We start from the raw sequence: 20,643 nt of genomic DNA, 5'->3' as shown, positions 1-20,643 counted from the left end.
TTACTTCTCCTCGATACTGACGATGCTGCCGGCAAGGCGTGACCCGCTGGCTCCTACTGCTGCCTGTGCCAGCGTCTGACCGTCAACGGTGACGTTCAGCGGGCGGTGGCGGGGGTGTCCCAGGTTCAGGACGTCGCCGACGGCGAGATTGAGCACCATGGCGGGCAGGACCGTGATGGGTTCCAGCTGCAGGCAGACCTTGACGGGCACGTGTGCCACCTGCCTCCTGACCAGTTCCGCCGGCGGCGCGGTGCTGGACTGGGCGCCCAGCGGGTCCAGACGGGGAAGGATGGCGGCGGCCGGGATGGCGATGGTGGCGGCTGCGGCGCTCTCCCCCACCAGCATTTCAAAATTGGCAACGATCATGGCGTCCCGGGCGGCTGCCGCCTGCGCGAACTGGGAGTTGTAGTGGATGGATGCCAGGCTCAGCGGTTCCGGCATCAGGTGCCCGAGGGAATAGTGCAGGTCCTCCACGGCGTCATCCATGATTCTGTCCAGCAGGGCCTGTTCGATATGGGTGAATTTCCGCTCCGGGGCCGACTGGGCGCCGGTGCCGCCGAGCATGTGCCCCACCCAGGTCAGCGCCGCTGAAATGGGGAACTGGATGACGGCTTTGGCCGGAATTCCGGCCACGTCAAACAGCACCATGCAGGTGTTGTCCGGCAGGGACCCGGAGTATTCGTCATAGCTCAGCACCTGGACGTCTTCCCGGGTTACCTGGGAGAGAACCCGGACCTTGGCCGTGAGCTGCGTGCCCCACTGCCGGGCAAAGGTTTCGAAGGCCATCTCCAGCACCCGGGTATGTTCACGGGCGAGGGTGGTCGGGCGGCTGAAATCGTACGCCACTACGGGCTTGGCATCTTGGGGCACAACTAAGGAAAGTGAATCTTGGACCGTCACAAGAGCAACTATCGGCACCGGCCGCCGGGAAGTTAGCAGCTCGGCCCCGGCCGCCTCGGCGTGTCAGGACGCCGGGTCATCCGCCTGTTCGGCGGCAATGGCGGGCAGGAGCGAACGCACGTCCTCGCGCTGTCCGGAGAGCACCACAATGTCCACCCGCCGGTTGCGGGCCAGCTCCTCCGGGGTCTTCCCCGGCGTCAGCGGACGCGCTTCCCCGTAGCCCACTGCCTTGACGCGTTCCTGGGTCACTTTCCCGTTGGAGACCAGGTACCGCAGGACGTTCACCGACCGGGCGGAGGACAGCTCCCAGTCCAGGGCGTTATCCGCGAACTGCCGCACCTGGGCGGTGTGGCCCTCCACGGACACCTCATAGGTGGTGGGAGCCAGGGCGGGCCCCACGGTGTCCAGCACCTGCACGGCCTCCGCCGTGAGGTCCGCCATGTCCGGGTCGAAGAACATGTCGGAGCTGACCAGCCGGATGGTCAGGCCCCGCTCGTCTATTTCAAACCGGACCGAGTCCTCCAGGCCCTTTTCCTGCAGCCCGGCGTAAATGGCGTCCCGCAGTTCCGTCAGGTCCTCCACTTCCTGGGCCGCCAGCGCCGCCAGGGACGCCTCGGGTTCAAGGGTTTCCTTGTCATCGACCATGTCCGGAGGAACAACGACGCCGACGGCGGTATCCACGGTCTGGGTTTCCGCAGCACCGAAGCCGGTGGCCAGCGATTCCTTCAGCTGGGCGAACTTCTCCGCATCCACCGTGGACATGGCAAAAAGCACAATGAACATGCACATCAGCACGGTCACCATGTCCATGTAGGACGCCATCCAGCGTTCGTCGGGGTGGTCGTCCTCCTCCTGCTGTTTGGGACGCCGGCGCCGGGTGCTCACGCTGCGGCCTGGACCTTATCCGCGGCGTCGTCCTTGTCTGCTTTGCCGCCCAGGCTGTGGGCGGGAACCATGGCCCGCAGCCGCTCTCCGAGCAGGCGCGGCTGGCTGCCGGCCTGCAGGGCCAGGACGCCTTCCATCAGCAGGTTCAGATCCTCCGCTTCCAGGTCCGCCAGCCGCTTGAGCCGGGTACTGATGGGCAGCCAGATGAAGTTCGCCGAGAGCAGGCCCCAGAGGGTGGCCACGAAGGCGGTGGCGATCATGGGTCCCAGATGGTCCGGGGTGGAGAGGTTCTCCAGGACGTGGGTCAGGGAAACGACGGTGCCGATGATGCCGATGGTGGGTGCGTAGCCGCCGAGGCCGTTGAAGAACTTCACCGGGACCTTGTCCGTGGCGGCCTTGCTGGCGATTTCGTCTTCGAGCAGCACCCGCAGCTCCTCGCTGTCGGTGCCGTCGGCGATGTTCTGCAGGGCCGTGCGCAGGAAGGGATCCTCCGCTTCCGCGGCGTCCTGTTCCAGGGCGAGGAGGCCTTCGCTGCGGGCCTTTTCCGCCAGCAGCACCACCTTGTCAATGGTCTCCTGGGGGCGGGGCGTCTTGCCCGTGAAGGCCCGGGGCAGGGACTTGAAGGAGAAGATGAAGTCCTTCAGGGTGCCGCCGGCCAGTCCCACGGCGATGGTGGCGCCGAACACGAGGATCATGGGGGCCGGCAGCAGGAGCGCCGAAACGTGGGCTCCTTCGAGGGTGATCATGGCGTACAGCGACCCGAAGGCGAGGACTAAGCCGATAATTGTTGCTGGATCCATTAGTCGTTCCTAAGGCGTTGGGGCACGGTCTTGCGGGCGGATGCTTCATCCGCGGCGGGGGTTGCCGGAAAAGCGTCGGGAACCAGTTCCAGGGGGCGTCCGGGACCGCGCGGAGGGATGTCACGGGCCATGGAGATCACCAGGGCCCGGTAGGCGGCAATCCGCGCGATGACTTCGGACAGGCTCTCGGTCACGATGTACTTGGCGCCGTCGACCATCACCAGGGTGGTGTCCGGATTCTCGTGGATCCGTTCGATCAGGTCCGGATTGATCGCAAATTGGGCATCGTTGAGACGCGTTAGAACAATCATTGCCCCGTCCAGGCTGGTTCGGCAGGGCTCCCGTGGGCCCTCACTCTTACTTTCGGCCGCTGCAGCGCCGTCGTTAGGAAACACCGGCGTCCGGCGCGGCGGTCCGGCAGGTCCCTAGACGACGCGGCGGGCTCCGCCTGAAGATTCTGCAGGAGGAGCCCGCCGAGTGCGCGGAAGAGGGGTTAGCGCTTGAGGTTGGTGAGTTCCTGCAGCACTTCATCCGAGGTGGTGATGATGCGGGCGTTGGCCTGGAAACCGCGCTGGGCCACGATCAGGTTGGTGAATTCCTGGGACAGGTCCACATTGGACATTTCCAGCATGCCGCTGGTGATGCCTCCGGCACCGGCCTCGCCGGCCCCGCTGATGACCGGATCGCCGGAGTTCACGGTGGCGGTGTAGCCGGAGTTGCCGGCCTTTTCCAGCCCGGAGGTGTTGGCGAAGGTGGCGACGGCGATGCGGGCCAGGGCCTGCTGGGCACCGTTGGTGAAGGTACCGGTCAGGGTGCCGTCCTTGCCGATGGAGAAGGATTCCAGCGTGCCCGCGCTGCGGCCGTTGGCGGTGACCGAAGCCGTGCTAACCCCGGCGTAGCTGGTCAGTCCGGTGAGGTTCACGGCCACGCCGCCTACGGTGATGGTGCCGGCATTGGCAGCGGGCTGGGCGCCGTTGGCGAAGGCCAGGTTCACCGGGGCCGCGTTCGGGGCGCTGACGCTCCAGCCGCCCTCGGTGCGCGTGAAGGTCAGGGGAACCACCGAGGCCGCGCCATCCGCATCGTAGACATTCATGTCACGTACCACCGTGCCTCCGGCGAGGGTCTCGCCGGGCAGGTTTCCGGCCATGGTGGCGGCATTGGTGGCTGCGGCCGGGGCGACGGCGCCGTCCGGGAAGACAATGTTGCCTAAGGCGCCGCCGGTATTGATGGCACCGTCGCCGTTGGCGGTCCAGCCCTGGACAATGCTGCCGTCGGCGGCGACCAGGCGGCCGTTGCCGTCGAGGTTGAACGCACCGGAACGGGTGTAGGTGGAGGTGTTGCCCTGGCGGGTGACGAAGAAGCCCTCGCCGCTGAGCATCAGGTCCTCGGCCCGGCCGGTGGCCTGCGCCGATCCCTGGCTGAAGTTGGTGCTGATGCCCGAAACCAGCACGCCCAGCCCCACCTGCGCCGGGTTGGAGCCGCCGTTGGCGGCACGCGGGGCGGTGGCGCCCTGGGTCAGCTGGGACAGGGTGTCCTGGAACTGCACCGCAGTGGCCTTATAGCCCGCCGTGTTGACGTTGGCGATGTTGTTGCCGGTGACATCCAGCATGGTCTGGTGTGAGCGGAGGCCGGAGATACCGGAGTAAAGGGAGCGAAGCATGGTGGCGCCTTTCAGCTGTGGTGGTGCCGGGAGGAAGGGTTAGGCGGAAGGGGCGTCGGGGGTTTCGTCGGCCTGGGCGTCGACGACGCCGGAGACCTGGTCCAGCAGGACGTCCTCGCCGTTGATGTTCACGGTCGGGACGCCGCCAGCGTAGGAAACCGATTTGGCGGTTCCGGTGACGGACACGCCCTCGGCGTTGGTGTACGTGACGCTCTGGCCGATCAGGGCCGCGGCGGCGATGCGCATCTGCAGGGAGAAGTTCTCTTCATCCGTCTTCGCCATGGCGGTGAGCTGTTCCATGGACGCCAGCTGGGTGGTCTGGGCGATCATCTCGTTGGTGTCCATGGGCGAGCTCGGGTCCTGGTTGCGAAGCTGGGTGACCAGCAGATGCATGAAGACCTCACTGTCCATGGTTTGTTTCGGCGCACGGGCGGTCGCCGCGGTGGCGATACCGCCGGATGCCGCTACTGCTTCTACGGGCACGGGGGTCTCCTTTTCTAGGCCAAAAGATCAATGGTCGACGCCGACGCCGGGAATCCGGGACGGTAAGTGCGTGGGGGGTCCGCCGGTGGACGGCCGGGGTCCGGCGGGGTGGCCGCGGACCGGTTCCGGTCCGCTCCGTCACGGTGGTCCATCCCCTGATCCATTCCCCGGCCCATTCCCCGATCCGGAGTGTCCTGGTTGGAAAGGGAAAGGGTGGCGGTCATTCCGGAGCCGGACAGGTCACGGCGCAGATCCGTCATCAGGGCGCGCAGGGCCTCACGGCCGGTGTCGGAGGGGGCGAAGAGTTCAATCCGCACCCCGTCGGCACCCACATGGGCACGCACGGTGACCGGGCCGAGGGTGTCCGGAGTGACCCTCAGCGTCATCACGTGCTCACCCTGCGAAGCTGCCGCGAGGGAGAACAGCGGCTGCGACACCTGGGGCAGGAGCGCGGGGGCGGCCGGCACGGGGGCTGCCGGAGCGGAAGCTGAAGGTGGTGCGGCGGGCAGTGCCGCCGGACCGGCGACAACCGGCAGCGGCGGCAGCGCGGGAAGGACCGGCGCTGATCCGGAGGCGGACTCAGCCGCTGCTCCGGCCGGGGCCGGGGCTGCGGAGTCGCCGGCAGGAGCCGGAGCGGCCAGGTCTCCGGCGGTGCCCGACACGGCCCCGTTGAGCGCACTGAAAGCTGGAGCTGCGGCGGCGGATCCGGAAGCCGGTGAGGCAGCGGGAGCCGCTGCGTGCGGAACCGTCCCGGACTCGGCAGTGTCCCCCTCAACGGTCCCTAATGTGCTGGCTGCCGCATCCGCTCCCGTCGCTCCGGAACCCGGGATGCCTGCGGGGGTGGCCGGAACGGCCGGAAGCATCATGGAGACAACCACGGACGGGGGCATGCCGGGCCCGGGCTGCAGCGGCACAACGGTGTCGGACGTGCCTTCAGCAGCACCCGGAGCGTCGTCGGGCGAGCCGTCGCCGGTGCCGTCTCCCGTGCCCGCGGCGAGAGCATTGACGGGCTTCGAGCCGACCTGCGGCATCCGACCGCCGTCGTTCTGCTCCGCCCCCGGTTTCCCGGAGCGCGAAGCACCCGGAGCGCCGGGAGCTCCGGGAGCTCCGGGAGCTCCGGAGACGTTCGCGGCAAGGGCGTCCTGCAGCGAGCTCCCGAAGGAATCCGCACCGAACCCGGGCACGGCGGACCCCGAAGCAGCGGTCCGGGAAGCAGGAACCGGGGCAGCCGCACGGCTCAGGCCGGCGGAGACGCTCATGCTGCCGAACCCATCATTGCGGCCTGTGCCGCGCGGGCGGAAGCGACCAGGTCCGAGAGACCGGCGGCGGCGGAAGCGCCGGCAGCACCGACGCCGGAAGCACCCGCGCTTTCGGTCGGCAGGATCCGCCGGATGGTGGTGAGGTTGGCGTCGGTTTCCCACATATCGCGGATCTCGATGGTCTGGCCCGGCTGCGGGGCATCCACCGCCTTGCCGTTGCCGAGGTAGATGGACACGTGTCCGCCCTCGTGGCTGAACATCAGGTCCCCTGGCTGCGCCTCGGCCAGGGAGGCCACCTGGGTTCCGGAGTTCATCTGGTCCCAGGTGACGCGCGGCAGCGTGTAGCCGAGGTCCTTGTAGACGTTCTGCACAAAGGAGGAGCAGTCCAGGCCCTGTGCGGGGTCATTGCCGCCCCAGATGTAGGGCAGTCCCAGATATTTCTGGACGGCGTCGAGCACTTTGCCGTCCGCTGCGGTTCCGGCAGCCGCGCCGCCGGTTACTCCTGCAGCACCCGTCGGCGCGGCGGAAGCCGCAGCGGTCAGGGAGGACAGGGTGGAGGCGAAGTCCGCATCCGTTCCTGAAGCAGCTGCCACGGAGGCGGTTGCCGGTTTCGCAGCGGCGGCGCCGGAGAGCTGGCTCAGCGTGCTCCGGATTTCCTCGATCCGCCCCAGGGCGTTCGTCATGCTCATGTGTTGGCTTCCTTCTGCCGGCGGTGCCAGACGGTGCCGGCGAGTTCGTCCAAAATAGTCTGTTCGGCGCGCAGGTCCTCGGCGGCCTCGGCCTCGGCGAACTTGCCTTCGAGCTTTTCCAGCCCCACGGAGCGGGCCCGGGCGGCGGTAAACCCGGTCCGGGCCGTTTCCAGTTCCGCCGCGTAGCGGGTGTCCAGTGCGAACAGGTCCGCGAGCATGCTGCGCGAGGAGGAGCGGGCCGCGGCAATGGCGTTCATTGTGGTGGCGTCCACCGGCTCGCTGAAGGACGTTTCGAGGGCGTTGTACATCCCGGCACGGGCCTCGCGGGTTTCCCGCATCCGGAGGTTGGCTGCCGCGAGTTCGCCGGCGGCCTTCTCCTGCTGCAGCTGGCGCAGCCGGAGCAGGCCGGCCAGGGGAAAGGCGCGGGGCATCAGGAGACCCCCAGCATCCGGGTGAGCTGGTGAAGCTGCGCCCAGGCGGTTTCCGCCGGGGTCTGTTCGTCCATGCGCTGCTGCAGGAACGCGTTGATGGCGTCCTGGTTGTCCACGGCCGCGTCCACCAGCGGGTTGGTGCCGCGCTGGTAGGCGCCGACGTCGAGCAGGTCCTGCGCGGCCTTCCGGGCAGCCATCACCCGGCGCAGCAGGGACGCGGCGTCGCTGCGTTCGCGCGGGTTCACCCGGGAGGCGACGCGGGAGATTGAGGCGAGGGCATCGATGGACGGGAAGTGGCCGGAGACGGCGAGCTTGCGGTCCAGGACCACGTGGCCGTCAAGGATGGACCGGGCACTGTCGGCAATGGGCTCGTTGTGGTCATCGCCGTCCACCAGCACGGTGTACATGCCGGTGACGGATCCGCGTTCGTCGGTGCCGGCCCGCTCGAGCAGCTGCGCGAGCACGGAGAAGGTGGAGGGCGGATAGCCGCGGGTGGCCGGTGGTTCGCCCACGGACAGGCCGATTTCGCGCTGCGCCATGGCCACGCGGGTCAGCGAATCCATCATGAGCATGACATCGGCGCCGCGGTCGCGGAAGGACTCGGCGATGCGGGTGGCCACGAATGCGGCGCGCAGGCGCATCAGGGCCGGTTCGTCCGACGTCGAGACCACCACGATGGACCGGGCCAGCCCTTCGGCGCCCAGATCGTCTTCGAGGAATTCGCGGACTTCACGGCCGCGCTCCCCAACCAGGGCAATGACGGACACTTCGGCGTCCGTGCCGCGGGCAATCATGGACAGCAGGGAGGACTTGCCGACGCCGGAGCCGGCGAACAGGCCCATCCGCTGTCCGCGTCCCACGGTGGTGAGGGTGTCCATGGCCCGGACGCCCAGCTGCAGCGGGGTGTCGATGCGGGCGCGGAGCATGGCGGAGGGAGTGTCGTGGTCCAGCGGCACCAGGGCCTCGATCTGCAGCGGGCCCTTGCCGTCGATGGGCCGGCCCAGGCCGTCCAGCACCCGGCCGAACAGCCCGGTGCCGGTGGGGACGAGCAGCGGGGTGCCCTTGGACCGGGCCGGGGTTCCTGCGGTGAGTCCGGTGAGCCGGCCGAACGGCATGCAGCGGATGCCTTCCTTCGTGGCGGCCACGACTTCGGCATCCACCTCGGCGCCGGGGTGCCCGATGGACACCAGGTCGCCTACACCGCAGTCCAGGCCGGTGATTTCCACACTCAGGCCCAGCACGGAGGACACCCGTCCCACCCGCTGCGGTGCGGCGGAACGGAGGGCGGCGGCAAAACCTTCGGCGCGGGGCCGCCATGTGGTGGCGGTCATGCGTCCTCCCCCAGCAGTGCCTCGCGGGCACGTTGGATGGCGGAGCCCAGCGAGGCGTCCAGGTAGCCGTCCGGAAACTCGGTGACGGCGTCCCCGCGGTTCAGTCCGGGGTCGCCCACGAATTCCACCCGGGCACGGCGCAGCGTGTCCTCGTCCAGGGACGCGAGATCCACCGGATGCATCCGCACGCGCTGGACGAGTTCCGTGTCCACGCCTTCGAGGGCGCGGGTCAGCGCCGCCCGGGCGGACGTATCGCCGTCGGCCAGTTCCCGGCCCAGCAGGGCTTCGGCCAGCTCGAGGGAGGCCGCTGCCAGGACATCCTGCATGTCGGTGATCAGCGCCACGGTGGATCCTTCGAGGCTGAAGACCGCCGAATTCAGGGCGGCGAGGCTGCGGTCGATGCGTTCCTGCCCGCGGCGCATGCCGTCGTCGTGCTGCTCCCGCAGGGTGCGGCGCAGCACTTCGGTGTCCGCGGCGGCGGCGCGGAGGCCGGCGGCATAGCCGGCAGCGTGCCCGCGTGCCTCCACCTGCGCGTTGAGGTGGGCTTCGTCCGTGGCGCCCAGTGCCGTGTAGACCAGGCGGGAGAACGCCTGCTGGTCAGTAGACATATTCCTCCTCGTCCGCCCGGTGCACCTCGATGATCCCCTGCGCCTCCATTTCCCGGATGGCGCGGACAATGTTGGCGCGTGCTTCTTCGACCTGCGACAGCCGGGCCGGGCCCGCCGCCTTGATTTCGTCGTCCAGGAGGATCCGGTTGCGTTCGGACACGTTGGACCGGATGGTCTCCAGAAGCGCCTCGGTGGCACCCTTCAGGGCCAGGGCCAGCGTGCCCACGTCAATGCCGCGCAGCACCAGCTGCACGTCCCGGCGTTCGAGCTTGACCAGGTCCGCGAAGGTCAGCATGCGTGAACGCACTTCTTCGGCCAGATCCGGGTCGCGTTCCTCCAGGGCCTCCAGCAGGGCCCGTTCGGTGCCGGCGTCGGCGCGGTTGATGATGTCCACCAGCGGCTGGATGCCGCCGATGGTGTCCGAGGCTTCACGGGACGCACCGAGCGCGGCGGCCCGGGATTTGAGTGTTTCGGCCACCACGCGCACCGCTTCCGGGGTGGCGCGGGCCATGGTGGCAATGGCCTGCGCGACGTCGGTCCGCAGCTGGGCGTTCAGGCCCGTGAGGACGGCGGAGGCGCGCTGGGGGCGCATGTGCGCCAGGACCAGGGCGATGGTCTGCGGGAGTTCCCCGTCGAGGAGCGAAATGACCTGGCCCGGTTCGGCGCTTTCCAGGAACTCGAAGGACCGTCCCGCCGGCGAGGACCCGAGGCGTTCCATGACGCCCGAGGCACGTTCAATGCCGAAGGACGCCTGGAGCAGGCCCATGGCACGGTCCCGCCCGCCGAGGGCGCGGCTGCCGACCTGGGCGGTCATCTCATAGAACTCGTTGAGGGTCTCCTCGGCAATCGCCGGGTCAATCCGTTTGAGCCGGACAATTTCCGCGGCAATGGTCTGCGCCTCGGCCTCGGTGAACTGCTGCATCACGACGGCGGCACGCGAGGTTTCCAGCTGCATCAGGACCACTGCGGCCTTCTGGACACCGGTGAGCTCGGCGGGTCCCCCCTGCTGGTGGCGCGGCCCGGTCCTGCGGGACGGGGCGGCCGGCATAGCTGTGGTGGCGAGTTCGGTCATACCCGGCTCTCGTCCATCATGTTGCGCAGGTAGTCCGCGGTGCGGACCGGATCCTGGGCGGCGAGGGCATCGAGTTCCGCGCGCTTGCGGTCATGCTCGGTGGCCGCGGCGGCGGCGACAATCTGCATCGATGCCGTGTCCAGGGGCTCAGCGGCCGGCTCGGGAAGCATGGCCAGCGCGGTGGGCGGCGCCAGCGGGTCCAGCTCCGGCAGTTCACCGATGTCGATGGCTTCGCGGTTCTGCCGGCGGGAGCGCATGGCGTAGGCGATGAGGGCCAGGATGAGGACCAGGACAATACCTGCCACGATGATGCCCATCCGGAGCATCTCGGCGCGGCGTTCGGCGTCTTCCGCCGCCTGCGCATCGGCCAGGGCGTCCCGGGCGCTGGTGGCGCCGTCCGCGTTGAAGGAGACCATTTCCACGGTGATTTCATCGCCGCGTGCGGCGTTGATGCCGGCGGCGCTGGCCACGAGGGCCTCCAGGTCCGCGACGTTCAGACCGGCGGCGGCATTGGTGTTCAGTGCCACGGAGACGGTCTGGCGGTTGAGGGAACCGGCCGGGATCTCCCGGGTTTCCGTCACCTTGTTCACCGCGTTGTTCTTGGTGCTGTTCTCGGACCGGAAGGTGCCGTCCTCGCTGGTTCCGGCGGGCGCGGCAATGTTGTCCGATCCCAGGATGCCTGCGGCTCCGCCGGCACCGCCGGTGTATTCCTCGGTGCTGCTGGATTCGTTGAGTGCGGGGGTGTCCTGCGGTGCGGTGAAGGATTCCTCCACCCGGTTGGCGGATTCGTAGTTCATGTCCGCGGCGACGGCGACGGTGGCGTTGCCGGGGCCGACCACCCGGTCCAGCATGGTCTGCACCGAGGCGGTGATCCGCTGTTCATAGTCGGTGGCCTGTTTGTCCGCGGATCCGGTGGCGCCGACGCCGACGGCGGAGAGCACGGTGCCGCTGGCATCGATCACGGCTACGTCGGTGGACTGCATGCCGTCAACGGAGGCCGAGGTCAGGTGCACAATGGCCTGCACCTGGTCGGAGCTGAGCGTGGTGCCGTTCTGCGTTTCCACGAACACCGAGGCGGTGGGATCGGCCTTTTCGGAGACAAACACGGTGTCTTCCGGAATGGCCAGCTGCACCGAGGCGTTCTTCACGCCGTCGATGGCTCCGACGGTTTTGGCGATTTCGCCTTCGAGGGCCCGCTTGTAGGTCACCGATTGCTGGAATTCGGAGGAGGTGACTCCCATTTCGTCCAGCAGCGAATAGCCGCCGCTGGATTCGGAGGGCAGGCCGGCGCCGGCGGCCTTGAGCCGCTGGTCGTACACGGATTCCTCCGGAACCATGATGGTTCCGCCGCCGTCGGCCACCTCGTAGGGAACGCCGTCGGTCTTGAGCTGTTCCACAATGCTGTTGGCATCGGTGGCCTCCAGGCCGGAAAACAGCGGGGTGTAGGCCGGCTTGGTCAGCCAGGAGGTGAGCAGCGCGATGCCCAGTGCCACCACGGCGATGCCGATAATGGCGATGGTTTTCTGCGCCAGGGTGAACTGGCCTGCCGTCTTACCCAGCCGGCCGGTCATTGCGCTCAGGGGTCCGGGCATCAGGCCTGCATCCGCATGATCTCGTTGAACGCGTCAACGCCCTTGTTCCGGACGGCGGCAACCAGTTCCAGGGTGACGGAGGCACGGGTGGAGGCGATGGTGGCGGCATGGATGTCATCCAGGTCCCCGGTCACCGCCTGCACGGCCAGGGTTTTGGAGGCGGACTGCAGTTCGGTGACGTTGTCCACGGCTCCGGAGAGCTGCGTTGCGAAGGAGGAGCCGTCCGTGGAGGCGGCGGGCCGGGCGGCGTCCACGTAACCCGTCGGAAGGGTGGCGCTGACTGCGGCGATGGCGGGAACGGGCATTAGGAGCGTCCAATCTGGAGTGCTGCTTCGTAGGTGCTCTTGGCACGGTCAACCACGGCGGCGTTGGCTTCATAGCCGCGCTGGGCAAGGATTAGGTGGCCCATCTGCTCTGACAGGTCAATGTCCGGGTAACGGACGTATCCCTCGGCATCGGCCAGGGCATGGTCGGGCTGGTACACCACCCGGCCTTCGGCGTCGCCGTACTGCACGCCGGCAACCTGTACCCCGGTGCCTTCGGCGCCCTCCTGTGCCACGATGTAGCGGGCCTGGAAGGCGGCACCGTCAGTGCTGGAGACGTTGTTGGCGTTGGCCAGGTTGTCGGAGACTGCATCAAGCCACTTGCGGTGGGCGGTGAGTCCGGTGCCGGCGATGCCGATGGCATCAAAAGTCATTAGTTGGTCCTCATTGCGGTGCGGAGGGAGTTGGCTTCCCCGCCGACGGCCTGGGTGGCGAATTGGTAGCGCAGCACGGTGTCGATGTTGGACAGTGTTTCGGTGTCCAGGTTGACGTTGCTGCCGTCCAGGCGGGTGGGTTCCTGGGAACGCACGGTGGTGGCGGCTACTGCTCCGCTGCCGGCTTTTACCGATTTGGCGAGGGCGTCCTCGAAAGTGACGCGCTGGGCGTGATAGCCGGGAGTGTTCACATTCGCAATATTGTTCGCGATGGTCCGCTGGCGGAGGGCAAGGCCGTCCAGGGCGCTTTGCAGCGCAATTGAGGAGACGGAATCGAACACGGTTGAACCCAGTTCTCGCTAAAGGTGCAGTGCGGCCGATCCGTGGCCTATGAAGTGAGCCATCCGTGCCCACTACAAAGAGTTATCGGCACCGTTTTCCGGTTCGTAAGTCATAACCAAGTAATTATTTGGTTTTAACCGGGTATACGGTATAAGAAAACGTAAGCACCCTTTGCATTTACGGCTTTCTAGCCGTCCACTTCCAAATAAACGGCCGGCGGCACCGGGCCGGACAGGCTGTTGATCAGCTTTGATTGTTTGCGGTTGCTCCGCGATTCATTCCGCAACTGCGCGTAGGCCCGGTTCTGTGCCTTGGACAGCAGCCGGGCGCGGACCAGCAGTGACTCCGGAAGGGCCCCGAGCTCGGCCGGAGGATCCCAGTCAGCGACCGCGCCGCGGGCCTGTTCTGCAACGGTGCCTTCAAGGAAGGTTTCCAGGTTGTCTTCGAGCTGAGTGAGGACGGCGCCCCAGAGCGCGAGGTTGGCCAGCTCCTCGGGGGTGCCGAACGGCTCTTCCGGTTCAGCCGACACCGAGGACCCCTCCCGGAACGCCTGCCGCGGAGGGTACGGCACCTGCGAAGGGCGCACTGGCGGCGGCGGGGATCTGGGCTGCGGCTTCATGCCAGGCCAGCCGGAGCGGCTCCAGCAGGTCGATGCATTCGCGGGTCAGCTTCGCGTTCCGGCCTACATTCGCGTTCACAAGGGCGGACAGCGAGTAGGTGTAGATGGCCTGCAGGTTCTCCGCGCCGTCCCACACGTCGGTTTTCAGTGTGCCCAGCAGCTCGGTGATGATGGCCTGGGCGTGGATTAGGTTCTCGGAGGCCACCGGCCAGTTGGCGTTCTGCTGGGCTTCTTCGGCACGTACCAGATCCAGCAGAAGCCGGTCGTAGAGCATGGTCAGCAGGCGGGCGGGTGAGGCGGAGAGCACGGCATTGCGTGCGTATTCGGCGCGTTTGGCAGCAAGTCCGTAGTTCACATTCACTTCTTACTCGAGTTGGCGGACAGGGAATCCAGCTGGGAGGTGAGCCAGCTCATTTGGTTGTTGAGCTTGCCGAGCGTGACTTCAAGGGTGCTCCAGGTCCGGGACAGCGTGGCCTCGCGGGACGCCAGCCGGCGGTCCCAGTCCGCAATCTGGGTGTTCAGTGACCGGACTTCGCTCTCCTGGCCCTTGATCCGCAGGGTGATGGTGCCGTCGTATTTGTCCGAGGCCTGCTTTCCGGCAGCTTCCACCCGGGAGGCGATGGTCTGCAGTGCGGCCTGGGTTTTTTCCGGGTCGGCTTTCAGGGCGGCGGCGAACTTTTCGGCGTTGAACTCCACGGTGCCGTCCTTGGTGAGGACGATGCCGATCTCCGACGGGGACCGTCCGTCCACGGGGGACGTGGCAGCGCGCATGATGGAATCCTTGAGTGCCCGTACCCCCGAGTCTCCGGTGAACTGGCCGCCGGAGGCCTTGGTGGTGCCGTCGGCGGTGGACACGCTCACGGCCGAGTTCCGGTTCATATAGCTGAAGACGTCCGCCAACCCGGCCACGAATTTCGCGGCGACGTCGGCGACGGCCTTTTCGTCTCGGCTGACACTCACCGTGACCGGCGCGGGGGAGGCCTCTTTGACCGTGACGTCCACGCCGGGGAGCAAGGACCCGAAGGTGTTCGTGGCGGAGGTAATGCTTGTTTCCGCGCCGGGAACACCGACCCACAGCGTGACCTGCGCGTCCTGCGCCGGCCGGATACTGCCCAGGTCCGTGCCGTTGTGTGAAATGCTGAATGCGCCCTCGCTGCCGGTGGCAGCGGCGCTGAACTGCAGGCGGTACTGCGCGACGCCGTCCACGCTGCCGGCGGCGATTTTCACGGCCGTGACACCAAGGTTGGCCTTATTGACCGTGCTGATGACCTCGTCCAGGCTCTTGCCGGCAGTGTCGAGTTCGGTGACGGTGCCGTCCTTCGTGATGGACAGGGCGTCTCCGTTAGGCCAGGCCGCCAGGGCTCCGGAGAGGGATACCTGGGCGGTGGCGAGCCGGTCCACGCGGATATCCAGGGCACCTGCGGCGGCACCCGCTTTGGTCGCCACCGTGACCTTGTCGGAGGAACTAACAGCGGTGTAAAGGTCCGTTTCGGCGGGTTTGGCCACCTTGCCCGCGGACTCGGCCAGCGAGGCGATCTTCGTGTTGAGGTTCTGCAGGGCGCTGACAAAGGTCTGGCTGGAGCTGACCTTCTGTTTCAGCATCGCCTGGGGGCGGGCTTCCACCTGCATGAGCTGGGCGATCATGGCGGTGGTGTCTGTACCCGTGGTGATGCCGTCTATGCCGGCCATGCCTGCTCCTTGTGCTTCTGCTGCGCTATCCGGCCGAATCCGTCTCAGTGCCCGGATAGAGGAACGGCAGGTACCGGGCTGACGGCGGAGGCTGTGAGGTCCAAGTCATTGCCTCCGCCGCCAGCGGCCATTTACCTGCCGGTGTTACTGGTGGTGCTAGTTACTACTGCAGGAGCTGCATCACGCCGGAGTTCATCTGGTTGGCCTGGGCCAGCATTGCGGTGCCGGCCTGGGACAGGATCTGCGAACGGGTGAAGCTTGCCATTTCCTGGGCCATGTCCGTATCGGTGATGCGGGACTTGGCGGCGGAGAGGTTCTCGACGGAAACGTTCAGCGACTTGGTCACCGATTCGAGCCGGTTCTGGGACGCACCAAGTTCGGAGCGCTGGCCGGAGATGGCCTTGATGGCCGCATCGAGGCTCTCGATCGTCACCCCTGCCTCCGCAGTGGTCCCTACCTTGAAGGCCGTCGCGCCGGTGGCGGCACCGAAGGAGTCCTTTATTTCTTCGCCATCAATTGTGGTGGTGGTCTTGGCCGTCAAGCTGGTGGTGACGTTGCCGAGGTTCACCGCGATGGTGTCAGCGGCGCTCCCGCCCGCACCCACCTGGATGTTGATCGTGCCGCCCCCACCTTCCGAGTCGGCCACTGCTGCCGTGCCGGCGCTGCCGTTGAGCAGGTTGATGCCGTTGAAGTTGGTGCCCGAAACGATGCGGTTGAGTTCCTTGCCGAGCTCATTCGCTTCCGTTTGAATCGCAGTCCGCGACTCTTCATTGTTCGAGTCGTTGCCGCCCTGGACCGCGAGGTCGCGCATGCGGTTCAGGATGGAGTGGACCTCGGTCAGGGCGCCTTCAGCGGTCTGGATGACGCTGATGCCGTCCTGGGCGTTGCGGGCTGCCTGGGTCATGCCGCTGACCTGGTTCTTCAGGCCTTCCGAGATGGCCAGGCCGGCTGCGTCATCGGCAGCACGGTTGATGCGCAGGCCGCTGGAAAGCTTCTCCAGGGACTTGGCCTGTGCATTCTGGTTCATGTTCAGGTTGCGGTAGGCGTTCGTTGCCGCGGTGTTGGTGTTGATTGTGAAACCCATGATGTATTCCTCCGTGAGTGGGCTGTGTTCGCAGGCCCATCCATGGGCCTACACCACTAGTTATCGGCGGAGCATCATTCGGTGTTAGGAGTTTGCCAAAAGATTTTTCCCGGCGATTGCTCTCCGGGATAAGAGCCTAGGAAGCGGCCGGCTTGAACGCCGCAGCACGGGCGGGCAGCCCCGAAGGCAGGCCTTGCGCTCCGAGGTAGGCCGGTGCCAGATGGTGCCGGGTGATGCCGCCGGCAGTGCGGTCCCCCACCGAGGTGAGGTACGCGTTGCGGCGGGCCGGAGCGATTCGGGACTGCAGCTCCGGTGCGGCATTGGTATCCGAGTAATGCGTGCCCAGTCCGTCGCGGAGCAGGCGCACCGCCTCGGCGCGCTGCTGGGACACGGCGGAGTGGGTGCTGCCCAGTTCTTCGGCAAGCTCCTTGACCGAGCGGTCATGGAAGTAGATCTCCTCCACGACATACCGCATCTTTTCCGGGAGGGCGGCAACGGCGGCCTGCAGGTACTTCACGCGTTCCGAGGCCAGGAGGGACCCCTCCGGCGACGGCATGTCCGCCACCAGGAAATCCGTGACGGATTCATCCAGGCTGGATACGGTGCGGGAGGCATCGGACAGTGCGTCCTCGGCTACCGTCCGGTCAACACCCAGAGCGGAGGCGATTTCATCCACGTTCGGGGTGCGGCCCAGGGCTGCCGTCAGGGTTTCCTTCACCGCAAGGGTTTCCTTGATCCGGCGGCGGGCGGAACGGGTGGCCCAGTCGCTGGACCGCATTTCGTCCGCAAACGCTCCGATGATGCGGCGGCGGGCATAGGCCCCGAAGGGCACGCCCAGATCCGGATCGAAGGCATCGGCCGAGGTGATCAGGGCGATGGAGCCGACGGAGGCCAGGTCATCACGCGAAAGATGCGTGGCCTTGGCACAGATTTCGGAGACAAGATAACCAACCAACGGCAGATTTTCCACCACCATGGCATTACGAGCAGCACGATTCATATTTGGACCCCCAAGTCCGCAACGGTCCCCAATGTGACCATTTGCGCGCCGGCTTCGTGGTCAGTGGCTGAGTCCGCTGGTTAATCCACGCTTGAGCGCTTTAGCTGAAACATACCACTAACATTCGAGACGAACCGGCCGATAGTGTTTTGTGGCGGACATATTGGAATATGACCGCCAATTCAAAGACTTTTGCCGCAGGTTGGGGCCTGAAATCAGACGTCTTATTCCCATTCAGAGACATTCAGTGCACAACCGATGGAGGTGAGCCAGGCATGGGTACCCAGAAACTCTCCGCCCTTCTTTGGGAGGAGCGTGAATTGTTGGAACTTCTTGTGTTCAAGCTCGAAGAAGAACAACTGCTGCTCACCTCGGGGAAAACGAAATGGCTGACGCACGCCACGCGCGAGGTTGAACAGGTTCTCGAGCGGCTCCGTGCCGCCGATCTGGGCCGGGCCGTGGCGGTTGCCGGACTGGCTATCGAGTGGGGCACGTCGGAAGACGCCACCCTGCGGGAACTGGTGGCCGCCGCCCCTCCCGGCCCCTGGACGGAAATCTTCAACGCCCACCTGCAGGCCATGACGGAACTGACCGTGAAGATCCGCGAACTGCGCGACATCAACGAGCAGTTCCTGCGCGCGGCAGCACGGTCCGCGCAGGAAACCCTGGCAGGGCTGAACCCCCAGGCAAACACCTACACGGCAGCCGGCACCTCGGCCGCCCGCACGTCAGCCGCCCGGCTGGTGGACCAGAGCATTTGATATTAGGGACTCCTAGACAATGAGCACCTTCAGCGGCCTTAACACGGCCTACACCGGCCTGTCCGCCGCGCGAAAGGGCCTGGACGTCGTCGGCCAGAACGTGGCGAATGCCAACGTTGCCGGCTACACCCGGCAGCGGCTGAACACGTCCGCCGCACCCGCACTCGCCCCCACCGGCCCGTTGGCGGCCGGCACCGGCGTGGGCCAGGGCGTCTCGGTGGATTCCATCGCCCGCCTGGGCAGCCAGCAGCTGGACACCCGCGTCCGCAGCACCGCGGGAGCAGCGGGCTACTCCGCGGTCCGCGCCAACGCCCTCCTGGAACTGGAGGACGGCTTCCGCGAGCCCGGCTCCGAGGGCCTCTCCGCCTCGCTGCAGTCCCTCTCGGCGGCCTGGCAGGGAATGTCCAACAAACCCGGCGACAACGCCGCCGCCGCGGTGCTGCTGTCCGCGGCCACCGGCGTCGCCGCCCAGATTGCCGCCGGCTACAACGGGGTGGCTGAGCAGTGGACCAGCACCCGCAGCGCACTGAATGAAATGGTGACCGAGGTCAATGCCGGCGCAGCCCGGCTCGCCAACCTCAACAGTGCCATCCGGTCCACGCTCGCCTCGGGAGCTTCCGCGAATGAACTCGTGGACCAGCGCAACACCCTCGCCACCACCCTCTCGGCCCTGACCGGAGCAACCGTCCGCGAATCCTCCGGCGGCATGGTGGATGTCCTCATTGACGGCAACGCCCTGGTGTCCGGCACCTCCGCACGCTCACTCACCGTCACCGGCGGCAGCTCCATGACGGACCCGGCGGAGACGGTGGTGGGCTGGGCGGACCGTCCCGGCTCGGCGGGCATTTCCAAGGGCGAGATTGCCGGCGCCGCCTCCCTGCTGGCACCGGCCGGCAAGGGCGGAACGCTGGCGAAAGCCGCCGAGTCCTACAACGACGTCGCCGCCGCCCTGGCCGGATCCGTCAACGCGCTGCACCGGCAGGGAGCCACCACCGCCGGGACCGCCAACCTGGATTTCTTCGCCGTGGGCAGCCCCGCCGCCACCACGTTGAAGGCCATCCCTGCCGATGCCTCCGGCATTGCCGCCGGCTACCCCGGCGCTGACGGCAAGGGCAGCCTGGACGGCCGCCTGGCGGACGCCATTTCCCAGCTGGGCTCCAAACCCGGCTCGGCCGACGCCGTGTGGAGCGCCTTCGTGACGGCCACCGCCTCCCAGAGCCGCACCGAACTGCAGCAGGCCGCCCTGGCCGACGTCGCCGCCTCCTCGGCCGTGGACCTGCAGCTCTCCAATGCCTCCGTGGACCTGGACGAGGAAAACGTGAACCTGCTGATGTACCAGCAGGCCTATCAGGGAGCCGCCCGGGTCATGACGGCCATTGACGAAATGCTGGACACCCTCATCAACCGCACCGGAATTGTCGGAAGGTAACCCGTGATTACCCGCACCACCAACCAGACCATCGCCCGCGCGGCGCAACAGAACCTGCAGGCCAGCATGTCCCGCATGGCCAAGCTGCAGGAACAGGTCAGCTCCTCCGCCGCCATCGCCCGCCCATCGGACGATCCGACCGGCACGGCCAACGCCCTCAAGGTCCGCACCGAGATCCGCGCCGTCGCGCAGTACAGCTCCAATGTGAGCGACGCCGACGGCTGGCTCAGCGTGACGGACAATGCGCTGACGAACACCACGGATATCCTCCGCCGGGTCAAGGACCTCACGCTCAGTGCCACCACCGGCACCATATCTCCCGCCGACCGCAAGGCCATCGCCACCGAACTCACCGGGCTGAAGACGGACCTGCTGCGCGAAGCCAACACCACCTATCTGGGCCGGACCGTGTTTGCCGGCACCTCCGACGCCGGCAGGGCTTTCACCGAGGACAGCGGTTCCTACACCTACAGCGGAAGCGGCACCCCCACCTCACGCCGGTTGGACAGCGGCACGCTCATGCGCGTTGATACCGACGGTGCGGCCGTCTTCGGCAGTGGAGACGGATCGGTTTTTAAACTGGTCGACAGCCTGGTCGCCGACCTGAACGCGAACAAGGACGTCGGCGGTTACCTGTCGAAGATTGATGCAGCCGCCGCCACCGTGAACATTGAACACTCGGCGCTGGGCGTGCGGCACGCCGCCACGCTGAAAGCAAAGGACACCCTTATGGACCAGTCCGTCAGTCTGGAAGCACGGCGGTCCGGCATTGAAGACCTGGATACCGCCAAGGTCATCCTGGACATGAAGCTGCAGGAAGTTGCCTATCAGTCGGCACTCTCCGTGACAGCCCGGGCGCTGCAGCCCACTCTGATGGACTTCCTGCGATGAGCACGGCCCTGACCTTCCTGACCCCGCCACCCGGGTTTGCTCCGGACGTGGACTTCCTGCTGGACGATATCGACGGTGCCAACGGTCTGTACGCGCTGAGCTCCGCGGCAACCGCAGCGGGTACGGCCCACCGGCTGTTTGTCCTGGACGCGGCCGTCTACCTGCCGCAGTACCACCCGGAAATCACCGACTTCCAGCGCCGCCAGCTGGGGCTGGAAGCCCCGGAGGACGCCGTCGTACTGGTGGTGGCGAATCCGACCCTGGACGGCACCACCGTGAACCTGCTGGCGCCGATTGTGGTCAACGCTTCCACCGGCAGCTGTGCCCAGGTGATCCTGGAAAACCAGGACTGGCCGGTCCGTGCTCCCCTGGAGCCCGTTGCGGCGTAGGGTCCACGAAGCAGGTCCTTAACGCACAAAGG

The 20,643-nt window shown here is 66.9% G+C and carries 25 protein-coding genes; 4 read left to right on the top strand and 21 right to left on the bottom strand.

Annotation, left to right across the window (positions count from 1 at the left end; translation table 11 throughout):
* The 21 genes from GD627_RS15680 to GD627_RS15580 all read right to left on the bottom strand — a co-directional run bounded on the left by GD627_RS15680 (nt 1) and on the right by GD627_RS15580 (nt 17,141).
* Nucleotides 1–870 carry a flagellar motor switch protein FliM gene (locus GD627_RS15680; RefSeq protein ID WP_246165560.1) on the bottom strand — a complete coding sequence of 290 codons (870 nt, stop codon included), beginning with the start codon at nt 868–870 and terminating at the stop codon, nt 1–3.
* Nucleotides 871–963: 93 nt separating this feature from the next.
* Entirely contained in the window at nt 964–1,785 is an 822-nt protein-coding gene (locus GD627_RS15675) for an OmpA/MotB family protein (protein WP_152273306.1), read from the bottom strand.
* The gene (locus GD627_RS15670; RefSeq protein WP_152273305.1) at nt 1,782–2,585 is read right to left on the bottom strand and encodes a motility protein A; all 804 of its coding nucleotides are present in this window, start codon (nt 2,583–2,585) and stop codon (nt 1,782–1,784) included. The genes GD627_RS15675 and GD627_RS15670 overlap by 4 nt, the downstream gene beginning before the upstream one ends.
* Entirely contained in the window at nt 2,585–2,896 is a 312-nt protein-coding gene (locus GD627_RS15665; protein WP_152273304.1) for a flagellar FlbD family protein, read from the bottom strand. The genes GD627_RS15670 and GD627_RS15665 overlap by 1 nt, the downstream gene beginning before the upstream one ends.
* Before the next feature lie 182 nt (nt 2,897–3,078).
* Complete coding sequence (locus GD627_RS15660) at nt 3,079–4,245, bottom strand: flagellar hook protein FlgE (protein WP_152273303.1); 1,167 nt, start codon at nt 4,243–4,245, stop codon at nt 3,079–3,081.
* 39 nt (nt 4,246–4,284) lie between these two features.
* Nucleotides 4,285–4,728 (bottom strand): flagellar hook capping FlgD N-terminal domain-containing protein, encoded by a 444-nt coding sequence (locus GD627_RS15655; RefSeq protein ID WP_152273302.1) that lies wholly within the window; start codon nt 4,726–4,728, stop codon nt 4,285–4,287.
* A gap of 14 nt (nt 4,729–4,742) precedes the next feature.
* The gene (locus GD627_RS15650; RefSeq protein ID WP_152273301.1) at nt 4,743–5,987 is read right to left on the bottom strand and encodes a flagellar hook-length control protein FliK; all 1,245 of its coding nucleotides are present in this window, start codon (nt 5,985–5,987) and stop codon (nt 4,743–4,745) included.
* Nucleotides 5,984–6,676, bottom strand: coding sequence for a C40 family peptidase (locus tag GD627_RS15645; protein ID WP_152273300.1), 693 nt, complete (start codon nt 6,674–6,676; stop codon nt 5,984–5,986). Before GD627_RS15645 ends, GD627_RS15650 begins: the two co-directional genes overlap by 4 nt.
* Nucleotides 6,673–7,107, bottom strand: a complete 435-nt coding sequence (locus GD627_RS15640; RefSeq protein WP_152273299.1) for a flagellar export protein FliJ — start codon at nt 7,105–7,107, stop codon at nt 6,673–6,675. Before GD627_RS15640 ends, GD627_RS15645 begins: the two co-directional genes overlap by 4 nt.
* Nucleotides 7,107–8,438: a FliI/YscN family ATPase gene (locus GD627_RS15635; protein WP_152273298.1), complete on the bottom strand. Its 1,332-nt coding sequence runs from the start codon at nt 8,436–8,438 to the stop codon at nt 7,107–7,109. Before GD627_RS15635 ends, GD627_RS15640 begins: the two co-directional genes overlap by 1 nt.
* Nucleotides 8,435–9,046, bottom strand: a complete 612-nt coding sequence (locus GD627_RS15630) for a FliH/SctL family protein (protein ID WP_152273297.1) — start codon at nt 9,044–9,046, stop codon at nt 8,435–8,437. Before GD627_RS15630 ends, GD627_RS15635 begins: the two co-directional genes overlap by 4 nt.
* Complete coding sequence (gene fliG / locus GD627_RS15625; RefSeq protein WP_152273344.1) at nt 9,036–10,094, bottom strand: flagellar motor switch protein FliG; 1,059 nt, start codon at nt 10,092–10,094, stop codon at nt 9,036–9,038. Before fliG ends, GD627_RS15630 begins: the two co-directional genes overlap by 11 nt.
* 20 nt (nt 10,095–10,114) lie before the next feature.
* Nucleotides 10,115–11,710, bottom strand: a complete 1,596-nt coding sequence (gene fliF, locus GD627_RS15620) for a flagellar basal-body MS-ring/collar protein FliF (protein WP_152273296.1) — start codon at nt 11,708–11,710, stop codon at nt 10,115–10,117.
* Nucleotides 11,710–12,015, bottom strand: a complete 306-nt coding sequence (gene fliE, locus GD627_RS15615; RefSeq protein WP_152273295.1) for a flagellar hook-basal body complex protein FliE — start codon at nt 12,013–12,015, stop codon at nt 11,710–11,712. Before fliE ends, fliF begins: the two co-directional genes overlap by 1 nt.
* A complete protein-coding gene (gene flgC / locus GD627_RS15610; protein WP_146364179.1) occupies nt 12,015–12,407 on the bottom strand; it encodes a flagellar basal body rod protein FlgC in 393 nt (130 codons plus the stop codon). Before flgC ends, fliE begins: the two co-directional genes overlap by 1 nt.
* Complete coding sequence (locus tag GD627_RS15605; protein ID WP_152273294.1) at nt 12,407–12,748, bottom strand: flagellar basal body rod protein FlgB; 342 nt, start codon at nt 12,746–12,748, stop codon at nt 12,407–12,409. Before GD627_RS15605 ends, flgC begins: the two co-directional genes overlap by 1 nt.
* 188 nt (nt 12,749–12,936) lie before the next feature.
* The gene (locus GD627_RS15600; protein ID WP_152273293.1) at nt 12,937–13,278 is read right to left on the bottom strand and encodes a hypothetical protein; all 342 of its coding nucleotides are present in this window, start codon (nt 13,276–13,278) and stop codon (nt 12,937–12,939) included.
* Nucleotides 13,268–13,723, bottom strand: coding sequence for a flagellar export chaperone FliS (fliS, locus tag GD627_RS15595; protein ID WP_152273292.1), 456 nt, complete (start codon nt 13,721–13,723; stop codon nt 13,268–13,270). The genes GD627_RS15600 and fliS overlap by 11 nt, the downstream gene beginning before the upstream one ends.
* A gap of 2 nt (nt 13,724–13,725) precedes the next feature.
* Complete coding sequence (gene fliD / locus GD627_RS15590; protein WP_152273291.1) at nt 13,726–15,057, bottom strand: flagellar filament capping protein FliD; 1,332 nt, start codon at nt 15,055–15,057, stop codon at nt 13,726–13,728.
* A 163-nt stretch (nt 15,058–15,220) separates the two neighbouring features.
* The gene (locus GD627_RS15585; RefSeq protein ID WP_152273290.1) at nt 15,221–16,141 is read right to left on the bottom strand and encodes a flagellin N-terminal helical domain-containing protein; all 921 of its coding nucleotides are present in this window, start codon (nt 16,139–16,141) and stop codon (nt 15,221–15,223) included.
* 136 nt (nt 16,142–16,277) lie between these two features.
* Nucleotides 16,278–17,141, bottom strand: coding sequence for a sigma-70 family RNA polymerase sigma factor (locus tag GD627_RS15580; protein ID WP_152273289.1), 864 nt, complete (start codon nt 17,139–17,141; stop codon nt 16,278–16,280).
* A 275-nt stretch (nt 17,142–17,416) separates the two neighbouring features.
* On the opposite strand from GD627_RS15580, the gene GD627_RS15575 reads away from it, so the two are divergent.
* Genes GD627_RS15575 through GD627_RS15560 form a run of 4 tightly spaced genes read left to right on the top strand, consistent with a single transcriptional unit; the run spans nt 17,417 to nt 20,611 of the window.
* Nucleotides 17,417–17,902 carry a flagellar protein FlgN gene (locus GD627_RS15575; protein ID WP_146364165.1) on the top strand — a complete coding sequence of 162 codons (486 nt, stop codon included), beginning with the start codon at nt 17,417–17,419 and terminating at the stop codon, nt 17,900–17,902.
* Nucleotides 17,903–17,921: 19 nt separating this feature from the next.
* On the top strand, nt 17,922–19,331 hold the full coding sequence (gene flgK, locus GD627_RS15570; protein ID WP_152273288.1) for a flagellar hook-associated protein FlgK: 1,410 nt from the start codon (nt 17,922–17,924) through the stop codon (nt 19,329–19,331).
* A gap of 3 nt (nt 19,332–19,334) precedes the next feature.
* Entirely contained in the window at nt 19,335–20,222 is an 888-nt protein-coding gene (flgL, locus tag GD627_RS15565; protein ID WP_152273287.1) for a flagellar hook-associated protein FlgL, read from the top strand.
* Nucleotides 20,219–20,611, top strand: a complete 393-nt coding sequence (locus tag GD627_RS15560) for a flagellar assembly protein FliW (protein ID WP_152273286.1) — start codon at nt 20,219–20,221, stop codon at nt 20,609–20,611. Before flgL ends, GD627_RS15560 begins: the two co-directional genes overlap by 4 nt.
* The last annotated feature ends 32 nt before the right edge of the window (nt 20,612–20,643 follow it).

It is taken from the genome of Arthrobacter yangruifuii (genome assembly GCF_009192775.1).
Lineage (GTDB): Bacteria > Actinomycetota > Actinomycetes > Actinomycetales > Micrococcaceae > Arthrobacter_B > Arthrobacter_B yangruifuii.
Note: the sequence above shows the minus strand (reverse complement) of the source record. Positions and strands in the feature narration are given on the sequence as shown.